Annotated in this window: 21 protein-coding genes; 12 read left to right on the top strand and 9 right to left on the bottom strand. The window is 62.2% G+C overall.

All coding sequences use genetic code 11. The features are described 5' to 3' along the window. Positions 1 to 374 precede the first annotated feature (374 nt). The 3 genes from ASG47_RS14365 to ASG47_RS14355 all read right to left on the bottom strand — a co-directional run bounded on the left by ASG47_RS14365 (position 375) and on the right by ASG47_RS14355 (position 2,956). A complete protein-coding gene (locus ASG47_RS14365; RefSeq protein ID WP_061910193.1) occupies positions 375 to 1,379 on the bottom strand; it encodes a LacI family DNA-binding transcriptional regulator in 1,005 nt (334 codons plus the stop codon). Positions 1,380 to 1,445: 66 nt separating this feature from the next. Further along, on the bottom strand, positions 1,446 to 2,420 hold the full coding sequence (locus ASG47_RS14360; protein WP_061910192.1) for an acetylxylan esterase: 975 nt from the start codon (positions 2,418 to 2,420) through the stop codon (positions 1,446 to 1,448). An 83-nt stretch (positions 2,421 to 2,503) separates the two neighbouring features. Further along, positions 2,504 to 2,956 (bottom strand): hypothetical protein, encoded by a 453-nt coding sequence (locus ASG47_RS14355; RefSeq protein ID WP_061910190.1) that lies wholly within the window; start codon positions 2,954 to 2,956, stop codon positions 2,504 to 2,506. A 223-nt stretch (positions 2,957 to 3,179) separates the two neighbouring features. Here ASG47_RS14355 and ASG47_RS14350 point away from each other — a divergent pair, with 223 nt between their 5' ends. The 6 genes from ASG47_RS14350 to ASG47_RS14325 all read left to right on the top strand — a co-directional run bounded on the left by ASG47_RS14350 (position 3,180) and on the right by ASG47_RS14325 (position 9,008). Next, positions 3,180 to 4,664 (top strand): ABC transporter substrate-binding protein, encoded by a 1,485-nt coding sequence (locus ASG47_RS14350; RefSeq protein ID WP_061910188.1) that lies wholly within the window; start codon positions 3,180 to 3,182, stop codon positions 4,662 to 4,664. Between the two features lie 196 nt (positions 4,665 to 4,860). Then, complete coding sequence (locus tag ASG47_RS14345; protein ID WP_061910186.1) at positions 4,861 to 5,823, top strand: ABC transporter permease; 963 nt, start codon at positions 4,861 to 4,863, stop codon at positions 5,821 to 5,823. Continuing rightward, positions 5,820 to 6,665, top strand: coding sequence for an ABC transporter permease (locus ASG47_RS14340; protein ID WP_061910184.1), 846 nt, complete (start codon positions 5,820 to 5,822; stop codon positions 6,663 to 6,665). The genes ASG47_RS14345 and ASG47_RS14340 overlap by 4 nt, the downstream gene beginning before the upstream one ends. Further along, positions 6,662 to 7,471, top strand: coding sequence for an ATP-binding cassette domain-containing protein (locus tag ASG47_RS14335; RefSeq protein ID WP_061910182.1), 810 nt, complete (start codon positions 6,662 to 6,664; stop codon positions 7,469 to 7,471). The genes ASG47_RS14340 and ASG47_RS14335 overlap by 4 nt, the downstream gene beginning before the upstream one ends. Further along, a complete protein-coding gene (locus ASG47_RS14330) occupies positions 7,468 to 8,229 on the top strand; it encodes an ABC transporter ATP-binding protein (protein WP_061910180.1) in 762 nt (253 codons plus the stop codon). The genes ASG47_RS14335 and ASG47_RS14330 overlap by 4 nt, the downstream gene beginning before the upstream one ends. Beyond that, complete coding sequence (locus ASG47_RS14325; RefSeq protein WP_061910178.1) at positions 8,226 to 9,008, top strand: DUF1684 domain-containing protein; 783 nt, start codon at positions 8,226 to 8,228, stop codon at positions 9,006 to 9,008. The genes ASG47_RS14330 and ASG47_RS14325 overlap by 4 nt, the downstream gene beginning before the upstream one ends. A 222-nt stretch (positions 9,009 to 9,230) precedes the next feature. On the opposite strand, the gene ASG47_RS14320 is transcribed toward ASG47_RS14325, so the two are convergent. After that, positions 9,231 to 9,482, bottom strand: a complete 252-nt coding sequence (locus ASG47_RS14320; protein WP_061910176.1) for a GlsB/YeaQ/YmgE family stress response membrane protein — start codon at positions 9,480 to 9,482, stop codon at positions 9,231 to 9,233. A gap of 121 nt (positions 9,483 to 9,603) precedes the next feature. After that, positions 9,604 to 9,924 carry a hypothetical protein gene (locus ASG47_RS14315; protein ID WP_061910174.1) on the bottom strand — a complete coding sequence of 107 codons (321 nt, stop codon included), beginning with the start codon at positions 9,922 to 9,924 and terminating at the stop codon, positions 9,604 to 9,606. A gap of 213 nt (positions 9,925 to 10,137) precedes the next feature. On the opposite strand from ASG47_RS14315, the gene ASG47_RS14310 reads away from it, so the two are divergent. From ASG47_RS14310 to ASG47_RS14295, 4 genes are all read left to right on the top strand, one after another. Further along, a complete protein-coding gene (locus ASG47_RS14310) occupies positions 10,138 to 11,439 on the top strand; it encodes a PQQ-dependent sugar dehydrogenase (protein WP_061910172.1) in 1,302 nt (433 codons plus the stop codon). Between the two features lie 6 nt (positions 11,440 to 11,445). After that, complete coding sequence (locus tag ASG47_RS14305; protein ID WP_061910170.1) at positions 11,446 to 12,426, top strand: ABC transporter substrate-binding protein; 981 nt, start codon at positions 11,446 to 11,448, stop codon at positions 12,424 to 12,426. A gap of 92 nt (positions 12,427 to 12,518) precedes the next feature. Further along, on the top strand, positions 12,519 to 13,196 hold the full coding sequence (locus ASG47_RS14300) for an ABC transporter permease (protein ID WP_200913702.1): 678 nt from the start codon (positions 12,519 to 12,521) through the stop codon (positions 13,194 to 13,196). Continuing rightward, a complete protein-coding gene (locus ASG47_RS14295; RefSeq protein ID WP_061910166.1) occupies positions 13,175 to 13,915 on the top strand; it encodes an ABC transporter ATP-binding protein in 741 nt (246 codons plus the stop codon). The genes ASG47_RS14300 and ASG47_RS14295 overlap by 22 nt, the downstream gene beginning before the upstream one ends. On the opposite strand, the gene ASG47_RS14290 is transcribed toward ASG47_RS14295, so the two are convergent. From ASG47_RS14290 to exbB, 3 genes are read right to left on the bottom strand one after another with little or no spacing between them, the layout of a single operon-like run. Continuing rightward, entirely contained in the window at positions 13,884 to 15,071 is a 1,188-nt protein-coding gene (locus ASG47_RS14290) for an energy transducer TonB (RefSeq protein WP_061910165.1), read from the bottom strand. The genes ASG47_RS14295 and ASG47_RS14290 overlap by 32 nt on opposite strands. Next, positions 15,068 to 15,523: a TonB system transport protein ExbD gene (gene exbD, locus ASG47_RS14285; protein ID WP_061910163.1), complete on the bottom strand. Its 456-nt coding sequence runs from the start codon at positions 15,521 to 15,523 to the stop codon at positions 15,068 to 15,070. The genes ASG47_RS14290 and exbD overlap by 4 nt, the downstream gene beginning before the upstream one ends. 3 nt (positions 15,524 to 15,526) lie before the next feature. Continuing rightward, complete coding sequence (exbB, locus tag ASG47_RS14280; protein ID WP_061910161.1) at positions 15,527 to 16,453, bottom strand: tonB-system energizer ExbB; 927 nt, start codon at positions 16,451 to 16,453, stop codon at positions 15,527 to 15,529. A 203-nt stretch (positions 16,454 to 16,656) separates the two neighbouring features. Here exbB and ASG47_RS14275 point away from each other — a divergent pair, with 203 nt between their 5' ends. Together ASG47_RS14275 and ASG47_RS14270 are read left to right on the top strand one after the other, a co-directional pair. Beyond that, positions 16,657 to 17,187 (top strand): biliverdin-producing heme oxygenase, encoded by a 531-nt coding sequence (locus ASG47_RS14275; RefSeq protein WP_061910159.1) that lies wholly within the window; start codon positions 16,657 to 16,659, stop codon positions 17,185 to 17,187. Further along, complete coding sequence (locus tag ASG47_RS14270) at positions 17,184 to 19,727, top strand: HWE histidine kinase domain-containing protein (protein ID WP_061910157.1); 2,544 nt, start codon at positions 17,184 to 17,186, stop codon at positions 19,725 to 19,727. The genes ASG47_RS14275 and ASG47_RS14270 overlap by 4 nt, the downstream gene beginning before the upstream one ends. Positions 19,728 to 19,945: 218 nt before the next feature. Here the strand turns inward: ASG47_RS14270 and ASG47_RS14265 are convergent, their stop codons facing one another. Continuing rightward, complete coding sequence (locus ASG47_RS14265; RefSeq protein WP_061910154.1) at positions 19,946 to 20,980, bottom strand: sulfate/molybdate ABC transporter ATP-binding protein; 1,035 nt, start codon at positions 20,978 to 20,980, stop codon at positions 19,946 to 19,948. Between the last annotated feature and the right edge of the window lie 4 nt (positions 20,981 to 20,984).

Genomic DNA, 20,984 nt, shown 5'->3' with positions numbered 1-20,984 from the left:
TAAGCCGCGCTCGATGTTACCGGAATGCTACCGGATGGCGCCGAACCTAACGCAAGGCTATGCACAATCTTGCGCAAATTCAAGACTTTTGCGCAATTCACGCAATTTACGCAATATTGCGAGAATTGCGTTGTGGGTGGAAATGGATAGGGGATGGGATGCGCCGAAAAGCGCATCGATCTCAACAAGGGCGCTGATATTTTTATCCGTTTGGAGCCGGAGATCACGCCCTCCCAGCCTCCCCCATCAAGGGTGAGGTGCTGTCCGATGGTCGTGAACACACCTAACCCCAAACTCGATCGACACCTCCCCCTTGATGGGGGAGGCTGGGAGGGGGTGGAGGCAAGCTCGGGAAGAGAAGATAAAACGCCCCCTCAATCCAGCCGATGCACAGTCTCGCCCTCGACCAGCGTCAGCCCAACCTCGAGGTGCTGCACCGCGCGTTCGCCCTCAAGCTGCTGCGCCAGAAGCCGGACGACGCCGCGCCCGATCGCCTCGCGATCAACCCGCACCGTGCTCAGCCGCGGATTGGCGATCCCGGCAATCGGCAGATCATCAAAGCCCATCATGGAAAAGCTCTTGGGCATTGGGGAATCCTGCCCGAGCAGCGAATCCACCATCGAAACCGCCACGCTGTCATTCCAGCAAAAAACCGCTGTCACGTCGTATTTCGCAGCCAGGAGGTTGGCGAGCAGATCGTGGCTGGAATGCTCGTTGGAAATCACCACCGTCGCTTCTGTATCCGGCACAGTCGCCATCGCCGCCTCGAACCCGCGCCGCCGCTGCATGATCGTGTGGCGGTGCCGATAGGTATAGTGGAGAATCCGGCGATGCCCCGCATCGAGCAGGTGTTTCGTCGCCATATAGGCGCCGAAAAAATTAGCCGGCGACACTGAACTCAGCCGCATCAGCGGGTCGACACCATTGGCCAGCACCACGCTGACATCGGCGTCGATCGCCCACTGCGCCAGTGCCTCATCGGGATCGATCCCCGCCAGCACCAGCCCATTGGCGCCGGTCTTGGCCATATGCCGCTGAATGAAATCGAGCGTCACCGTTTCTTCATTGACGAGACGCACATCGAGCAAAATGCCCTGCTCTGCCGCCTGAGCGCGCATGCCTTCGACAATGCCGTGATAAAAGCTTGTCAGGTTCCCCATGGCGCCATTGAGCGGCACCATGGCGACGGCGCGCTTGTCGAGGCTCGCCACCGCCGGCACATGCTTGCTCTTGTAGCCGAGCATCCGCGCGACGCGCTGCACATCCCGCCGCACCGCGTCGCTGATCCCGATCTCATTGGCCAGCGCCCGCGACACGGTCGATACGGATACGCCGAGCTTTTCGGCAATATCGGCTTGGTTCGCGCGCTTGCTGGCCATGAAAAGACCCTCCTCACTCAATTACGCAATATTTGCGTTTCTTGAGTAAAGCAAGTTTTTCCCTTTTCACGCCATTCCGAACCGTTTTCCGAGCCATTTCATCTGCTCGCGATCCTGGAATGGCCCGCCGCCCTCGTGGTTGTTAAACTCATATTCCACAATGGTTTTATCGCTGCCGGCAAAGGCCTGATAGGCGCCATAGACCGTCGACGGCGGGCAGATATCATCCATCAGCGCTACCGAGAACAATGCCGCCGCCTGGCTCTGCCGCGCGAAGTTGACGCCATCGAAATACCGCAGCGTTTCAAAGACTTGACCTGACTTATCCCTATGCTGGGCCAAGAAGCGTACAATCTCGAGATAGGGATCGCGTCCCGCAGTCCGCACCGCACGGGGGTAATCGCAGAGAAACGGCACATCCGGCATCACAGCCTTCACCCGGCTATCGATGCCAGCAACCGCCAGGGCAATGCCGCCACCCTGGCTACCGCCACAAACGGCAACGCGCTGGGGATCGACGAAATCCTGCTCGAGCAGCATGTCGACCGCACGCACGCCATCGGTAAAGAGGCGCCGGTAATAGTAGTCGTTTTTGTCGAGCACGCCCTTGGTCATCATGCCGGGAATGGAGGGCGTCGTGCCCACGGGGTCCGAGGTCGCGCCCATGCTCCAGCTACTACCCTGCCCGCGCGTATCCATCCGGAAATAGGCATAGCCTGAAGCCGCCCAATGCAGCAGCTCATGCGGAAAGCTCCGCCCGCCGCCATAGCCGATGAATTGCACGATGAGCGGCAGTTTACCTTCGCGCACCTTCGGCAAAAGCAACCAACCCTTGACCGGTTGACCGTCAAACCCCGGAAAGGTCACATCAAAAGCTTCGATCAGCTTGAGGCTCGTTTCGGCGGGCACCATCTCGACCTTGCCGCCCGCCGCGCGCGATTGAGCCAGCGTGTCCGACCAGAAGCTGGCGAAATCACCAGGCATTTCAACGCTGCTACGATAGGCGCCAAGCGCCGGGTGAGTGAGATCGGGAAAGGGCACGGTGCAATATCCTGGTATGGAAGTTTAGCCCAGCCTGCACCCACGCCAGTCAAAAAACCAGTCGCTGCAGTCAATTCACACAGCTAAGCCGCGTAGCGCGCAATCGTAAGCCGATGAAACTGCAGGTTTTTAGCACTCGGTCGCAGCAATGGATCTTCCGGCAAAAGCAGCGCCGCGCCTGGGCTGATAACGTCCTCACGCTCAGATGAAACCTCATCTGGCCGCGCCACCGTTAGCGTTCCGTTGTCAGCGACGCTCACCACACCGGTGGAAAAAAGTTGCGCCAAGCGCGATTCGAGCACCAGCACATTGCCGATCTCCAATTCCCCACCGAATTCGCGCGGATGGATCAGCACCACCTCAAGCTTTTCATGCAGATTCTCATCTAGAGGCGAAACACTCAAGCCACTGATCGCGCAGCGATATTGGTAAGTCTGCAGGGCAAAACGGTAAAAGGCCACGGCCATATCGGTCGCGGCATCGAACCGCGCCATAGGCTGTTCGCTAAATCCGCGCTGATCGTCTTCCTCGATCATGACCACTCCGCATTCCTCGTCAATTTTACGGAGATTTTACGATACTGGAAACCCTTCTCACGGCGGGTCCCATCACATTGTGAAATGAGATTTTCCTTCGGCGCGTTTGCCGAGTAGAAAATACCTTATCGGCACGAGTCCCGGCACAAGATTGTCGACCGGATAGATAGAGAATTTTCTGGCCAGATCATAAGCTCCCGGCCAGCATTTTTCGGAGCGTCGCATGACCACCAAAACCCTCCTTCTCGCCGCCCTTCTGGCCGGCATTTCCCTGCCCGCAACAGTCCTCGCGCAGGAGGCCAATCCCGACGCCTCCATCCGCATCGGCTCGCTCTATGAGCCCCAGAACCTCGACAATACCGCCGGCGCCGGCCAGGGCATCAACGAAGCCTTCAATGGCAATGTCTACGAAGCCCTGTTCCAGCTGACCGATGCCGGTGCTGTCGAGCCCAAGCTCGTCGATAGCTATGAAGCCAGCGAAGACGGCCTCACCTACACTTTTAAGCTCAAGCCCGGCGTCACCTTCCACTCCGGCGATCCGCTGACCGCAGCCGATGTGAAATATTCCATCGAGCGCGTCACCGCCGAAGCCTCGAAGAGCTCGCGCAAGAAGAGCCTCTCGACCATCACCGGCATCGAAACCCCCGATGACCAGACCGTCGTGATCACGCTCTCGGCGCGCTCGATCTCGCTGCCCTACAACCTCTCCTATGTCTGGATCGTCAACGACGCCGCCACAGATATCACGGCCACCGAAGACGGCACCGGCCCGTATACGCTGGGCGAATGGCGCCGCGGTTCGGCCCTCGCCCTCGAGCGCAACGACGCCTATTGGGGTGACGCCCCGACCAATGGCGAAGTGATCTACACCTATTTCACCGATGCCACCGCGCTCAACAACGCGCTGCTGACGAACGCCGTCGACATCATCACGTCGGTCCAGAGCCCGGATTCCCTCGCCCAGTTCCAGGGCAATTCGCCCTATACGGTCACCGAAGGCGCTTCCACCACCAAGGAAATCCTCGCCTACAACGATCGCGTCGCCCCGTTCGACAACGTCAAGGTCCGCAAGGCTCTGGCCCGCGCTACCGATAAGGCCCGCCTGCTCAATTCCATCTGGGGCGAATATGGCACGCTGATCGGCTCCTTCGTGCCGCCGACCGATCCCTGGTATGTCGATCTCACCAGCGTCGATGCCTATGACGTCGACAGCGCCAAGGCCCTCCTCGCCGAAGCCGGCTATCCCGATGGCTTTGAGTTCACCCTCGACACCCCGGACTACGATCCGCATCCGATCGTCGCGCAGTTCCTGCAGTCCGAATATGCCAAGATCGGCGTCAAGGTGAACATCAACATCATCACCGCCAATGAATGGTACACCAAGGTCTACCAGGCCCACGATTTCCAGGCGACGCTGCAGGAACACGTGAACCACCGCGACATCGTCTTCTACGGCAATCCCGACTTCTACTGGGGCTATAACAACCCTGAGGTCGTCAAGCTGATCGCTGACTCTGAATCCGCCGCCACGGAAGCCGAACAGACCGAAAAGCTGACCGAAGCCAATAAACTGATCGCCGAAGACGCCGCCAGCAACTGGCTCTACCTCTATCCCCAGATCGTCGTCTCCGCCACCAACGTCACCGGCTACCCCGTCAACGGCCTGAACTCCCAGTTCTACGCCTACGACATTCAGAAGAGCGAATAGGCTCCCTCGCGCCGCCGTCATTGCCGGGCTTGTCCCGGCAATCCATACCGCGCCGAGCGATGGATCACCGGGACAAGCCCGGTGATGACGGCAATTGGGAATCCATTGAACACACCTTCCACCGGCCCACCAGCCGGTGGCTTTGCTTTCAGTCCCCCGCTAATATTGCGCCCGACACCGCGCAAGGAATCTCCCCATTCTCGTCTACCTCCTCCGCCGCACGCTGATCCTTCTCGCTTCGCTTTTCGTCGCAGCGGTGGTTCTCTTTGTGCTCTTGCGCCTCCTCCCCGGCGATCCGGCCAATGCTCTCCTTGGCGTCGGCGCCACCGAGCAGCAGATCGCCGCCGCCCGCGCCCAGGTCGGTTCCGATCAGCCGCTCGCCGTGCAATTCGTCAGCTTCCTCGGCAATATCGCGCGTCTCGATCTCGGCACATCCTTCGTCAGCCGCGCCTCGGTGCTGGAAGAAATCGGCAACCGCATGTCGGTCACCCTGCCGCTGACGTTCATGGGCTTCTTTATCGCGCTGATCCTCGCCGTTCCGCTGGGCATTCTCGCCGCCGTCCGCTCCGAAAAATGGTACGGCACGGCCATTTCGGTCATCTCCCAGCTCGGCATCGCCATTCCAGTCTTCTGGGTCGGCATTCTGCTGGTGACGCTCTTTTCCATCAATCTGCGCTGGCTCCCCTCCGGCGGCTTTCCGCTCAAAGGCTGGGCCAATTTTGGCGAAGCGATCACGGGCATGATCCTGCCGGCGCTCACCATCGGCCTCGTCATGGGCGCCTCGCTCCTGCGCTATGTCCGTGCCGCGACGCTTGACGTGCTCGGCAGCGATTACCTCCGCACCGCCCGCGCGCTCGGCGCCAGTTTCCCAGAGGCGCTAATCCGCCACGGCCTCCGCAACGGCGCCGTGCCAGTGATTTCCATTCTGGGCATCGAACTCGCCAGCACCTTCCTCGGCGCCGTCGTCATCGAGCGCGTCTTCTCGCTGCCCGGCCTCGGCTCCATGCTGCTCCTCGCCATCCAGCAGCGCGATTATCCCAATGTGCAGGGCGTCCTCTTCATTTCGACCCTCCTTGTCCTCCTCATCGGCTTTGCCGCCGACATCGCCCAGCGCCTGATCGATCCGCGCCTCCGCTCAACCGGGAGCGCCCGCGAATGACCACCGAAATCATCACCGCGCCGCAACGCCAGCGCCGCCCGCTCATTCTCTGGGCCGGCCTCATCCTCGTCGGCCTCCACGTCTTTGCCGGGCTCCTCAGCCTCATCTGGCTGCCCTATGACCCGACTGCCATGGCCGGCGGCCGCCTCGAAGGCCCAAGCCTTCTCCATTGGGTCGGCACCGACAGGCTCGGCCGCGATCTCTTTACGCAGATGATGATCGGTAGCCGCATCGCGCTCACCGTCGGGCTCGGCGCCGTCGCCATCGGCGCCGTCATTGGCGTCACCCTCGGAATTCTGTCTGCTTTCGCTACCCGCTGGCTCGATGATGCCTTGGCGGCCACGCTCGATATCCTCATTGCCTTCCCGACCCTGCTTATCGCCATGCTGGTCGTCGCTGCCAGCGACACGGCCAATCTGTGGTCCGCCATCATCGCGCTCGGCATCGCTCTCTCGGCCATCGTCGCGCGCCTCACCCGCATTCTCGCAAAGCGCGTGCTGGTGATGGACTACATCACCGCCGCCCGCACCTCGGGTAGCAGCTGGCCTAAAATCGTCGCCATCCATATCCTCCCCAATATTTGGCCGACCCTCGCGGTTAACTTCGCCCTGCAATTCGGCCTCGCCGTGATCGCCGAAGCGTCTCTCTCCTATCTCGGCCTAGGCGCCCCGCCGCCCAACGCCTCCTGGGGCCGCATCCTGCAAGAGGCCCAAGGCACGGTTTACACTGCCCCCCTCGGCGCCATCGCTCCGGGCATCGCGCTCGTCTCCCTCGCCATCGGCGTCAACCTTCTCGCCGACGGCCTCCGCGACTTCATCGATCCCACGAGGCGCGCCCGATGACCGCTCTCCTCACGCTCGACAATCTCTCGGTCTCGACCGGCGGCAAGACGCTGATCCACGGCTTATCCTTCTTCCTCGCAAAGGGCGAACGCCTAGGCCTCATCGGCGAATCCGGTTCCGGAAAGTCCCTCACCGCCCTCGCCGCCACCGGTCTCCTCCCCGCCGGTCTCAGCGCCAGCGGCTCCGCCATTCTCGCCGGCACAGAAGTCATCGGCGCGCCGGAACGCCAGCTCAACACGCTCCGCGGCACCGCCGCCGCCATCGTCTTCCAGGAACCGCTGACCGCGCTCGATCCGCTCATGCGCGTCGGCAAACAGGTTGCCGAACCCCTCTCCCGCCGCGCCAAACGCGATGGAAAACCGCTTCATGGCACCGCACTCGACGAGGCCGTCCTTGCCCTTCTCACCGAGGTCGCCCTCCCCGATCCGCCGCGCATCGCCCGCGCCTATCCGCATGAACTTTCAGGTGGCCAGCGCCAGCGCATCGCCATCGCCATGGCCCTCGCCTGCAAGCCTGATCTCTTGATTGCCGACGAACCGACCACCGCGCTCGACGTCACCACCCAGGCCGAAATCCTCGCCCTGATCGACCGTCTCGTCAGAGAGCGCAACATGGCGCTCCTCTTCATCAGCCACGACCTCCCCGTCGTCGCCAACACCGTCAGCCGCGTCGTCGTCCTCCGCCAGGGCGAAGCCGTCGAAGCCGGCACCGTCGCCGACGTCTTCGGTAATCCCCAGCACGATTACACCAAAAGCCTCCTCGCCGCCGCGCGCAGCTTTGATCGGGCCTTGGAGGGCACGCCATGACCCTTATCCAGGTCAAAAACGTTGATTTCGGCTATAGCGCCACTCGGCAAATTCTTTCCGACATCAACCTCGAAATCGCCCCCGGCGACACGGTCGGTCTCGTCGGCGAAAGCGGCTCGGGCAAGACCACCTTGCTCCGCCTCCTCCTCGGCCTCGCCCGCCCGGATAGCGGCAGCATCACTTTCGACGGCCAAAACCTCGATACTGGCAACCGCGCTTTCATGCGCCAGTTCCGGCGCCAGGCGCAGATCGTCTTCCAGGACCCGTATTCCTCCCTCGATCCGCGCCAGACTATTTTTTCGATCATCGCTGAGCCCCTGCGCTCCCTGAAAATCGACGGCGATCACCGGCAGATGGTTGCCGAGGCCCTAGAAGCCGTCGGCCTCGATCGCGACGCCGCCACGCGCTATCCGCATCAGTTCTCCGGTGGCCAGCGCCAGCGCATCGCTATCGCCCGTGCCATCGTCGCCCGCCCGCCCTTCCTCCTCGCCGATGAAGCCGTCAGTGCGCTTGATCTCACCACCCGCACCCGCATCGTCGATCTGCTCGCGCGCCTCAGCGCGGAGATGACTCTGCTTTTCGTCTCCCACGATATTGGCGTCGTCGCCGCCCTCTGCCGCCGCATCGTCATCCTCGAAAAAGGCCGGATCGTGGAACAAGGCGAAACCGCCAAAATCCTCAAAAACCCCCAGCATCCCTATACGCAGCGCCTGCTCGCCAGCGTGCCGCGCCTCTCCGTCAACGAGATTTCATCATGACCGATTACCTCACCCAATATGCCGATTGGCAGGCTAAGCGCCTCGCCGCTCTCAAAGCCCCCAATGGCTGGCTCAATATCATCGCCCGCGTCTGGCTCGCCGAAGGCACCGTCACCGTCGGCACCGCCGCCGACAACGACATCATCCTCTCCTCCGGCCCCTCCCATATCGGCAGCCTCACCCAAGACGCCGATGGCCAAGTGACTTACACGCCCGAAGACGGCGCCCCGCAGGTCCTCGAACTCTCGAAATATAATCCGCCGCGTTTCACCGCCGGAAATCTCCTCCTCGAGGTAACGTCCCTCAACGGCGAAAACGCCCTCCGCGTCCGCGACACCACGTCGGCTGCCCCCGAAAAGCTGCAGCCGCTCGAATACTTCCCGCTCGACCCCACATGGCGCGTTGTGGCCGATTGGGTGCAGCTCGAAACCGCCAAGGGCCTCACCATCGACACGTCCAAGTCGATCCCGACCGATGTCGAAGCCACCCACAAAGCCGTCTTCACCCGCGATGGCGTCACCTACGAACTCCTCGCCACCCACGGCACGCCGGAATCGCCTCAGTTCGTCATCCGCGACCAAACATCGAAGGACAGCACTTACGCTGCCTGCCGCTTCGTCTTCGGCGAAGATGTTACGGACAAGACCATCGTTCTCGACTTCAATAAGGCCGTAAACCCGCCCTGCGCCTTCACCGAGCACGCCGTCTGCCCGCTCCCCCCAGCCGAAAACGTTCTCCCCATTCGCATCGAAGCCGGCGAAAAGCGGCTGCACGACTAACCCCCACCTAACCTTCCCCGAGGGTGCACTGTTCGCTTTGGACGGTACGGAGCTCTCAAAAAATCTGGGCGTCATTCCCGCGAAAGCGGGAATCCCTTTTACACCGGAAGAGAGATTCCCGCTTTCGCGGGAATGACGCGGTGGAGAAAGATGATTCCCAAAGGCCAAAACAAAAAAGGCCGGCATCACTGCCGACCCTTTCCATAAAATTCTCTTACCGTTCTAACGTCGTATCGCGCGAACCAGGGCAATAAGAATACACGCGCCCAGAAGGCCCGCGATCAGGTAGCCAAGCCAGCCACCGAAGGAAACTCCGAGAATACCGAAAAGGAAGCTCGCAATCGCCGCGCCGACAATGCCGAGGACGATGTTGAGAAAAATCCCGGTATTGGTCTTCATGATGTTGGAGGCGATCCAACCTGCAATACCGCCGATGATGATGGCTGCAATCCAGCCAATGCCTGCGTCGCCCATGTCATAAACCCCACTGTTGAGCGCGACATTTCAAATGCCGCACCATCCAACGTTCCGCTCACGGATTCGGTTGCGGCCGCAGAGTCGAAAAGCCCAACAAATCCGGGAGCTTCGCCCGAATTCAGAACTCGAAGCTCCAATTGTCATCCTGTGGCGTGAACCGCCCCATGCTCGGTGCTGACCAGCCGCGCCCAATCGAATAGAGCCGCACCCAGCAGGTAACGACCCCGTTCGGATGCTTGGCGCAATCCGTTGCTTCGAGCCGGATGCGCTTTTCGACCACGGCGACACGGTCGCGTTCGAGAATACGGGGATTGGCCAACATGGCGTCGATGGCCTGCGTGGGCGTCGGACCACCCGCGACAAGGGGCGCTTCGCTGGCGCTGCACCCGCAAAGAAATACCAGCCCCACCAGCACTGCGGCGTAGAACGGCGGCTTCATGGAACCCTCCTGGGTCTCAGGTGTCCACTCTAACACGGTGACGGTAAATTCCGGGTTGAGGCCGAACTACAAACAATACCGATGTCCCAGGTTTAGCCCGCCCTAAGTTTCTGCCGGGAAACTCCAAAAAAGCCGGTTTTCCTATTGGCTCGCGGGCGACAATGCCGCTAGTTTGGCGCCGCCCCGGTTCCATACCAGTCTGTCGAGACGCCAATGAACGCCAATTCCATCTTCGCCCAGATCGTCGCTGCCGTTGGCGCCGTTGCCGTTGCTGTCCGCCATTCCGGCGATGGTCCGCGCCCGCCCGTTTTCGGCGCCAAGCCCTCCATTCCCGAGCCCAAGGCCCAGGGCAGCATTCCGACGCTGAAAATGCCGACCGCCAAGGGCTGGGAAGGCGATCATAAGCCAACGGTCGCTGCGGGCCTCAAGGTCAATGCCTTCGCCAAGGGGCTCGACCATCCCCGCCAGGTCTATGTCCTCCCCAACGCCGACGTGCTCGTCGCCGAGTCCATGGGTGAATCGGGCAAGCCAAGCTCGCTTTTTGACCACGCCATGTCGGTCACCATGCAGCGCGCCCGGGCCTCGGGCGATAGCCCGAACCGTATCATTCTCCTCCGCGATGCCGATGGCGATGGCGTCGCCGAAATCCGCCACACCTATATCGCCAATGTCCGCCAGCCCTATGGCATGGCACTGATCGGCTCGACGCTCTATGTCGGCGCCAGCGATGCGCTTTACGCCTATCCCTATGATCCCGCCGCCACCAGCATCACCACACCCGGCAAGAAACTGATGGACCTCGTTCCCGGCGGCCACTGGACGCGCAATCTCATCGCCAGCAAGGACGGCACAAAACTCTATGTCGCCGTCGGTTCGCTCAGCAATATCGGCGATGCCGGCATGGCGGCCGAAGAAAACCGCGCCTGCATCCACGAATATGACATCGCCACGGGCACCTCGCGCATCTATGGCGCCGGCCTCCGCAATCCAGTTGGCATGGCCTGGGAGCCGACGACCAATACGCTCTTCACGGTCGTCAACGAGCGCGATGGCCTCGGCGACGAAACCCCGCCCGATTATCTGACCTCGGTGCGCGATGGCGGTTTCTATGGCTGGCCCTATTCCTATTGGGGCGTGGTCGATGATCGCGTCACTCAGAACCCGGCCCGTTCTGCCGCAACCCAGGATCACCCCGATTACGCCCTCGGCGGCCACACGGCCTCCCTCGGCCTCACCTGGATGCCAGAGAACACCCTGCCCGGCTTCCCTGCCGGCATGGCCATTGGCCAGCACGGGTCCTGGAACCGCAGCAAGCTGAGCGGCTACAAACTGACCTTCGTCGCCTTCGAAAACGGCAAGCCCACCGGCCTGCCGCGCGATATCCTAACGGGCTTCCTCTCGGCTGACGAAAAATACTCCTATGGCCGCCCCGTCGGCGTCACCGTCGCAGCCGATGGCGCCCTCCTCATGGCCGACGACGTCGGCGATGTCATCTGGCGCGTCACCGGCGCCTGATCGACCATGACGGCCCTAAAGCACGCTGCCACCGCGCTCTTCCTCACGCTCGCTGGCCTCGGCTCTGCCGGGGCTGCGGAGACGCTGACCATCGGCGTGCAGGAAAGCGGCACCGTGCAATGGGAGATCGAGACCATCAAATCCATGGGCCTCGACAAGGCCCATGATCTCGATCTCGTCGTGCGCCCGCTCGCCGATAGCCGCGCTGGCCAGATCGCGCTCCAGACCGGTGCCGTCGACGTCATCCTCTCCGATTTCGTCTGGGTCTCGGTCCAGCGCAATTCCGGCAATATGGTCGCGATGGTGCCCCATTCGCTCGCCGTCGGGGGCCTCATGATCCCCGCCGGCAGCGACATCGCCTCGGTCGCCGATCTGGAAAGCAAAGTCATAGGCGTTGCCGGCGGCCCAGCCGACAAAAGCTGGGTCATTCTTCAGGCCTATTTCGCCCACGAAACCGGCAAGACTCTTGCGGAAGCCACAGAGCCCCGCTTCGGCGCTCCGCCGCTCGTCAACGAACTCCTCGCCAGTGCCAAGATCGATGCTGGCCTCAATTTCTGGCAATGGAACGCTCGCGCCGCCGCATCCGGCGCCACCGAACTGCTCTCTGTCAAAGCCATGCTGGGCGATCTCGGCATCGCGACACCCCCGCCCCTTCTCGGCTGGACATTTACCGAAGCCACAGCCGCAGCGAAGCCCGAAGCCCTCAAGCGTTTCCTCGACACCTCCTTCGCCGCCAAGGACGTGCTTCGCACCGATGACTCGGCCTGGGAACACCTCAAAGACCTGATGGGCGCCGCCGACGACCCCGCGCTGTTCGAGGCCCTCAAATCCGGCTACCGCGCCGGCATCGTCACCGCCTACGATCCCGCGGACACCTCCGCCGCCGAAAAGACTTTCGCACTCCTCGCCGAATTCGGCGGCAGTGATGTGGTCGGCGATGACACGACCCTTGCCGAGGGCACCTTCTGGCCCGGCTACAGCAAGTAGTTTTGGTGCCATCCGCGCAACGCCATCATCGTTTCCTTGAGCTGGCCTCTATCCCGCTCCTTCTGCTCTTCTGGCAAGTGCTGGCCATGCTCATGGCCCAGCGCCTTTTCCCGACGCCCCTCGCGGTGGGCGCCGAACTCATTCATCTCGCCACCGCCGAACGCCTGCTGCCTGATCTCGGGCAAACCCTTATCCGCGCCGGCCTCGGCTTCTTCCTCGCCATGGTGCTCGGCACGGCGCTTGGCCTCGTCCTCGGCCGCGTCCGCAGTCTCGATCGCCTCTTTTCCGGCTGGCTCATTGTCGGTCTCAACCTGCCCGCCATCGTCGTCGCGATCCTCTTTTACATCTGGCTCGGCCTCACCGAGACCGCGCTGATTTCCGCCGTCGTCGTCAACAAGCTCCCCCTCGTCGCCGCCACCATCCGCGAAGGCGTGCGCAACTTCGCCCCCGAATATGACGAACTCGCCCGCGCCATGCGCTGGCCCCTCGCCCGGCGCCTCCGCCTCGTCTTCATCCCCCAGCTCATGCCCTTCGTGCTCGCCGCCGCACGCACGGGCCTGTCGCTGATCTGGAAAATCGTCCTCGTCTTCGAAGTCTTGGGCAGCGATGGTGGCGTCGGCTACCGCGTCAGCCTCTTCTTCCAGTTCTTCGACATCACCAGCATTCTGGCCTACACAACTGCCTTCATCGCCGTCGTCCTCGCGGTCGAATACGGCCTCCTGCGCCCCCTCGAACACAAGGTCCTCAAATGGCGCGCGGACCCAGCCTGAACCTTTCCATCGCCGAAAAGCGCTACGCAACAAACGCGGCGCCGGTCCTGGCCGGCATCGATCTCACTATCGCTCCGGGCAGCGTCACCGCCATCCTCGGCCCCTCCGGCATCGGCAAATCCACCCTGCTCCGGATGATCGCTGGCCTCGACACGCAGTTCAGCGGCTCCATCCAGATCGACGGCCAGTCGCCCATCGACGCCCCGCCCCCCGGCTTCGTCTTCCAGGACCCCCGCCTCCTCCCCTGGCTGACCGTCCTCGACAACATCCGCACCGCCGGCCAAGGCGTCGATACCGCCACCGCCCTGTCCGCCCTTGAGCGCACCGGCCTCACCAGCGCCGCAAAACTCTACCCCCGCCAACTCTCCGGCGGCATGCAGCGCCGCGCCAGCCTCGCCCGCGCCTTGGCAATGAGCTCAGGCCTCCTGATCCTCGACGAACCCTTCGTCTCCCTCGACCGCGCCCTCGTCGGCGAAATGCAGGATCTCGTCGCAGAGATCATCGCAGCCGACCAGCCGACGACGCTCCTCGTTACTCACATGCCCGAAGACGCCGCAAGATTAGCTGACCGCGTGTTGATCCTTGCGGGCCAGCCCGCAAAGGTCGTGGCCGATATCCATTTGCCCTCGCCAGTAATATTTCGTGATCGAAAAGACATCACGAGTCACCTGCGAACGATCGAAGGCGCTATCGGTTTTCGTACTCGACCGGAAATTTGATAGTCAAACTGTCTTCCGGCAATCCAGGAGGGGGCGCAGGCAAAGGCGAACTAGACCAGATTAAGTCCAACGCTGCCTGATCCAGAATATCTGAACCGCTAGACTCGGAGAGGCGAACTGAAACAACACCGCCGCTTCGGTCGATGTTGAACCAAACCCACGCCGTACCAGTCGCTGCCCTAGATCTACCCGCTTGAGGATGTCTCAAGCGCCTGTTCACATGCGAACTGACCTTTCGTTGCCAGCTCTGAACCTGCGACGCACTCGGCGCCGCGGAAACCGTTTGCTGCGGCGCTGCGACCTGCTCAGCCTTTTCCGCAGCCGGCTTCGGCGCAGCCGCAACGCTCGCCGCTGACGGCGGCGGTGCAGTCTTTCGCTGTGGCGGCGGCGTAAACTTCGTCGCCGGCGTTTCCGCGCGAATATCGGCAATCCGCTGCGGCATCGTCACCGGCACGGGCAAATTCGGATCCACCGGTTCTGGTTCTGGCTCCGCCTCCGGCTCGACCGGTTCTACAACCGGCGGTTCCTCAACCGGCTCGGCCTCCGGCACCACCTCCGCCTGCCGCTCGATCACCACAGCCGGCTCGGGCACTTCCACCTCGGGCACCTCGATCACCGGCTCTGCCGTTTTGACAGGCGCAGGCTCCGGTTCTGGCATAGGCTCGGGCTCAACCGCAGCCATACGCGCCACCGGCTCGGGCTCTGCAACTTGCTCTGGCGGCGGCTCTTCTAAAACCGGCGGCGGTTCCTCAGCTTCCGGCTGCGCTTCCTCGGCAACCGGTGGCGGCTCTTCAACCACTGGCTCAGGTTCCTCCAGTTGCTTCGCCTCTTCGATTGGATCAGGCTCTTCCGCCGGTTCTGCTTCAGGATCCGGCTCCGCCTCAGTCTCCGGCGCGGCTTCCGAAGCCGTGGAAGGCGCCCCTTCGGCGATCTCAAGCTCTTCGTCTGCCGGGGATGTCACGAACTCGGCAAATTCCACCGTCATCGCTCCGGCCTGTTCTCCAGCCGGTTCCGCCGGCACGAACCGCTGATAGGCCCAGACGCCCGAGCCGATCCCCGAAAGCACGATCAAGCTCGCCGTCACCCAAAGCGCAAGTTCGCCCCGCGTGGTGCGCAAAAAATCTTCGGGACTAAAACTGTCGCCGGTCAGTTTCATTGCGCCGCTGCAGCCTCTGGCAAAGCAACCCCATTGGCACTTTCGAGCCCAACGAGCGCGATCCGCACATAGCCGGCCTCGCGCAACAGGTTCATCACCGCCATCAGTTCGCCATAGGCGACGTCCTGGTCGGCCCGCAAAAACACCCGCGTCTCGCGATCCCCCTGGGTCACCGCATCGAGTTGCACCTGCAACGCGTCGCGCGCCACCACATCATTGTCGATGGCCAGTGAAAGATCGCCCTTGAGCGTCACAAACAGCGGCTCATCGGGTCGCGGCGCTGGCGTCGCGTTCGACACCGGCAGGTCGACATTGACATCGACCGTCGCCAAAGGCGCCGCCACCATGAAGATGATCAGCAGCACCAGCATGACGTCGATAAAGGGCGTCACATTGATCTCGTGATTGATCTCGAGATCGTCGCCGCCGCTATCCTTGATCCGCCCAGCCATGGCCTATTCCGCCGCCTTAGCGCTCGAAACGCGACCATGCAGCGCCACGCGATCGAGATCCCGGCTCACCACCCGTTCGATCCCCGCCGATACATCGGCCAGCACCTGCCGATAGCCCGTCACCGAGCGCGCGAAGGCATTGTAGATCACCACCGCCGGAATAGCCGCGACAAGCCCAAATGCCGTCGCGAGCAGCGCCTCTGCGATACCCGGCGCCACGACGGCGAGGTTTGTCGTCTGCGTCTCGGCGATCCCGACAAAGGCATTCATGATGCCCCAGACGGTCCCAAAGAGGCCGACGAAAGGCCCCACAGAACCGACCGACGCCAAAATCCCAAGGCTCTTGGAAATCTTGCGGCCGGCGGCCACCTCGATCCGCGACAGCCGCGAGGAAACACGTTCCTTGATCCCGCCGGGATCAACCCGCCCCAGCATATCGCTTGAGGCGTCCATTTCTTCCTGCGCCGCCGCCACCAGCATCGCCCCGACGCCGCGCCGCTGCCGCATCGTCTCGGCCAGGTCGCGGAGGCTTTGGGCCTTCGAAACATCGCGCACTGTCGCCAGCGCCCGTCGCCGCGCGCCTGCGAGCTGCAGGGTCTTAAACAACCAGATGGTCAGGGTCACGACAGCCGCTGTCACAAGCCCGATCATCACGCCTTTGACGACGTAATCCGCCGCCATGAACATGCCCCAGGGCGATAGGTCATGCCCCTGTAACCCGGTTTCGACACCAACTGCAGGCTCAGCCGGAACATCCACAACGGCAGGCGCCGTCTGCGTTCCCGGCACAACTGCTGGCGCAACCACATCCGGCACAGGGCTGACCGGTGCGACATCCTGCGCCATAGAAAAGCCCGTGATCCCAGCCAAAACCAACGCAACCGTTGCCATTCGCTGCATCAGGCCCAAGGCCGTTTTCCGCTCTGCCATGTCACACCTCTCGGCAGTCTGCTGCCGTCATCGCACCACGCGCCGAAATTCGTCGCGCGTCACCCCTTAATAAAGGTGACCATCCAAGTCAACAATTCTGGAAAGGCCGCGCAAAAAGCGTTGTGCGCTATGACATAAGTTATAAAATATTGAAATGACAGCTTTGGTCACACGACCTATGTTCGCTGGAAATCGGAGCTTCCATGGCCATAGCCTCACTGCGTTCCGCGCTCAAAGAGCGGACCGCCGCGCTCCACCACCAGCTTGATCAGCAGGTGGGGGAGTTCACTGCCCAAGACGACTACGCAGACTATGTCACGCGCAGCTATCTTTTTCGTGCGGCCATAGAGCCACGCCTTGCCGGCGACGGCTGGCAGTCCCCGCTCTTGGCCGACGTCATGGCGCAGGATCTGGCCGATCTCGGCCGCTCCGTGCCCAAGACTCAAACCAGTGAAACGCCGCGCGCCAATCGCGGCGAACGCCTCGGCATGCTCTATGTCCTCGAAGGCTCCAGCGTCGGCGCCCGCCTCCTGTTGCGCCGCGCCAAGGCTATCGGTTTCTCCGAAGATTTCGGCGCCCGTCATCTTGGCCGTCAGGCCGGCGACATCGCACGCTGGCCGCAGTTCCTCTCGGTTCTGGAACAGACCCCCGCCGGCGAGCATGAAGACGTGTTGCGCGCCAGCGAAGATGCCTTCCGCCTCGCCCTCGATGCCTACACGGTTGCGGCCCCATGAACGCCCAGACCAAGGTCGACCTGACCAATTGTGATCGCGAACCCATCCACATTCCGGGCAGCATTCAGCCCCATGGATGCCTCCTCGCCTGTGACATGTCCGCCGTCACCGTTCTGCGTCATTCAGAAAATTGTGCTGGCATTATCGGCGTAGAAGGCGATCTCAACGGCCGCTCGCTGCCCGAAGTGCTAGGCGATCAGGTTTCCCATAACATTCGCAACGCTCTTTCGCGCACGCAGGAAGGCGCCCGCTCTTCGCTGCTCTTTGGCGAGCTGCTGCCCAACGGCCGCCGGTATGACATCGCGGTCCACCGCTTCAAGGGCAATGCCATCATCGAGCTCGAGCCGGCCGAAAGCGAAATTGCCCAACCGCTCGAACTGACCCGCGCCATGCTTGGCCGCATCCAGCAGATCACGACGACCGATCGCCTGATCCGCGACACGGCCCGCCTGATCCAGGGGATGCTCGGCTATGATCGCGTCATGATCTACCAGTTCGGCTCCGATGGCGCCGGCAAAGTGATGAGCGAAGCCAAGCGCCCCGATCTCGAAAGTTTCCTCGGCCAATATTTCCCTGCCAGCGACATCCCGCAACAGGCCCGTGCGCTCTATCTCAAGAACACGATCCGCATCATTTCCGACGCCAATTTCGAGCGAATTCCAGTCAATCCGGTGCTCGATATCTCCGGCGAGCCGCTCGACCTTTCCTTCGCGCATCTGCGCAGCGTTTCGCCCATCCATTGCGAATACCTCCGCAATATGGGTGTCGGCGCCTCGATGTCGATTTCCATCATCATTGATGGCGAGCTGTGGGGGCTGATCGCCTGCCACCATTATGGCCCACGCACGCTGTCCATGGCGCAGCGGGTCGCCGCCGAAATGTTCGGCGAGTTTTTCTCGCTCCATCTCAATGCCCTCCACAATCGGCGCCTCCTCGAAGCCGTCACCACGGCGCGCCGCGCCCTCGACGAGTTCCTTGGGCTTGCTGTCGGCGCAGACGACATCAATCAGCTGTTCCGCGATCATCTGAGCGATTTCGGCAATCTCATACCGTCCGATGGCCTTGCCATGTGGATCGACGGCAAGCTCGTTAGTTCTGGCGCGACGCCACCGCCCGAAGCAATCCCCGGCCTCGCACGGTTCGCGCAGACCGTCGCCGAAGGCTGTATTTGGGCCACCAACAAATTGGCCAATGTCTTCCCCGGCGCCGAGGAATATGCAGCGACCGCTGCAGGCGTTCTCATCGTGCCACTCTCGCAGCGGCCGCGCGATTTCCTGTTCTATTTCCGCAAGGAATTGGTGCAGACACTCGATTGGGCCGGCAATCCGGATAAGGTCTACGAGACAGGCCCGCTCGGCGATCGTCTGACGCCGCGCAAGAGCTTCGCCATCTGGAAAGAGACGGTTCACCAGCAATCCGCGCCCTGGACCGAGCAGGAGCGCGAATTCGGAGAAGCGGCTCGCGCCGCCCTCGTCGGAGTCATCCTGCAACATTCGGAATTGCTGGCCGATGAGCGCGCCAAGGCCGAACTGCGCCAGCGCATGCTCAACGAAGAGCTGAACCACCGCGTCAAGAACATCCTCGCGGTCATCAAATCGCTGGTCACAAGCCCCGACCATACCGGCCAGAGCCTCGAAAACTATGTCGAGTCGCTCCGCGGCCGCATCCATGCCCTCTCGCTCGCCCATGATCAGGTCATTCGCGGCGATGGTGGCGGCTCCCTGGTCGATCTGCTCAATGCAGAATTAACCCCCTACCGCACCGGAACATCGAGCATCGTCCTATCTGGCCCCGGTGTCTGGATGGATGCGCGCGCCTTTTCAATCATGGCGCTGGTGCTGCACGAGCTTTCGACCAATGCCGCCAAATACGGCGCGCTCTCCCGCCCCGGCGCCACGCTCAGCGTCACCTGGAGCATCGACGATGTCGGTGGCTGCAATATCGTCTGGCAAGAAAGCGATGGTCCCGAAGTCACTCCGCCCAGCCGCCGCGGCTTCGGCACGGTGCTGATCGATCGCAGCATTCCCTTCGATCTCGGCGGGGAAAGCGACGTGCAATACCTTCGCGAGGGCGTTCTTGCCCGGTTCAGAATCCCACCGCGCTTCATCTCCATTCGTAACGTCCCGGCGCCGACCCCGGTCGAAACGTCCCATCCTTCGGTGGTCGCAGACACTGACCTCACCGGCAAGCATGTGCTCGTCGTTGAAGATCAGATGCTGATCGCCATGGATCTCGAACGCCTTCTGGTCGATGCGGGCATGGAGGTCGATGCCGTCGCCACTTCGCATCGCGAAGCCAGCGCCGCCCTGTCGCGGAACAGACCGGATATCGCGATCCTCGACGTCAATCTGGGCGAAGAAACCTCGGAACCCATCGCCCGCCAACTGCTGGCCGACGGCATCCCCTTCATCTTCGCTACGGGCTATGGCGAAGCTGGCAGCATCCCGACTGCCTTTGAGGGCATCGGCGTCGTCCGTAAGCCCTACGACCAGGATTCCATCCTGCGCCAATTGCGCGAAGCCCTGAGCAAAGCCAAGTAACGTACGATCACCTCGATTTCCACCCCGGCCAAAGAGACGGGGCCAGCCACTGCAGACGCTTTGGGCGCTCGGACTGTCCCACACACCGCCCTTCCCTCGGGCCTGACCCGAGGGCCAATTCGGGAGCCACAAACGTTCAATGTGTTGGCGCAGTGACCCTCGGGTCAAGCCCGAGGGAAGACAGAGGAGAGCAAACGGCTAATGCCAAAAAATCTGACCTAAACCGCCGGAAACAGCTTCCAACGCTTGGGCCGGAAACTGATCTGGCTGCGCTCGCCGGCCGGATGATCGAACGGCAGATCGATCTCTACCCGGTGCGCCGAACCACCCAATTCCAGCTCCACCCGTCGCGTACCGCCGACGCGTCGGCTACTCGCCACGACACCGCGGAGTGCTGCATCGGCCTCGACGAGTTCGATATCGTGCGGCCGGAAATAGAGTTGTGCCGGGCCATTCCCCTCGACGCCGGAAACCCCAAGCGGCCGATCTCCCAGCCAGAGATCGCCGCGCTCCACCGTCACCGGCAGCGTGCTCGATTCCCCGATAAAGCCGAAAACGAAAGGCGATTGCGGATGGTCGTAAACCGAATCCGGCGTCCCCACTTGTTCGATCTTGCCCTGGCTCATCACGCAGAGCCGATCGGCCAGCTCCAGCGCTTCTTCCTGGTCATGCGTCACGAACACAGTGGTGTGCCCGGTGCGATCATGAATTTCGCGTAGCCACTTGCGCAGCTCCCGCCGCACTTGTGCGTCGAGCGCGCCAAAGGGCTCATCGAGCAACAGCACGCGCGGCTCGATCGCCAATGCACGCGCCAGCGCCACACGCTGTCGCTGCCCGCCCGAAAGCTGGCTCGGATAGCGCTTCTCGAGTCCCGAAAGCTGCACCAGATCGAGCAGTTCGCGCGCCCGGCGGCGAATTTCCGCCTTGGCTGGACGCGTCGCGCGCGGCCGCACTTCGAGCCCGAAGGAAACGTTTTCCAAAATCGTCATGTGCCGGAACAGCGCATAATGCTGGAAGACGAAGCCGATATTGCGCTCCTGCACGTTCTTTTCCGAGGCGTCTTCCGCCCCGAAAAAGATCTTGCCCGCTGTCGGCCGTTCGAGCCCCGCGATCAGGCGCAGCAGCGTCGTCTTGCCCGAACCCGAAGGGCCCAGAAGCGCAATGAGTTCACCCGAAGCAATATCGAGCGACACATCATGCAGCGCCGGAAACCGGTCGAATTCCTTGCGGACGTTTTGAACGCGTACTTCCATCTAT

Source organism: Devosia sp. Leaf420, assembly GCF_001425445.1.
GTDB lineage: Bacteria > Pseudomonadota > Alphaproteobacteria > Rhizobiales > Devosiaceae > Devosia.
This window is presented reverse-complemented; position numbering and strand designations above follow the sequence as displayed.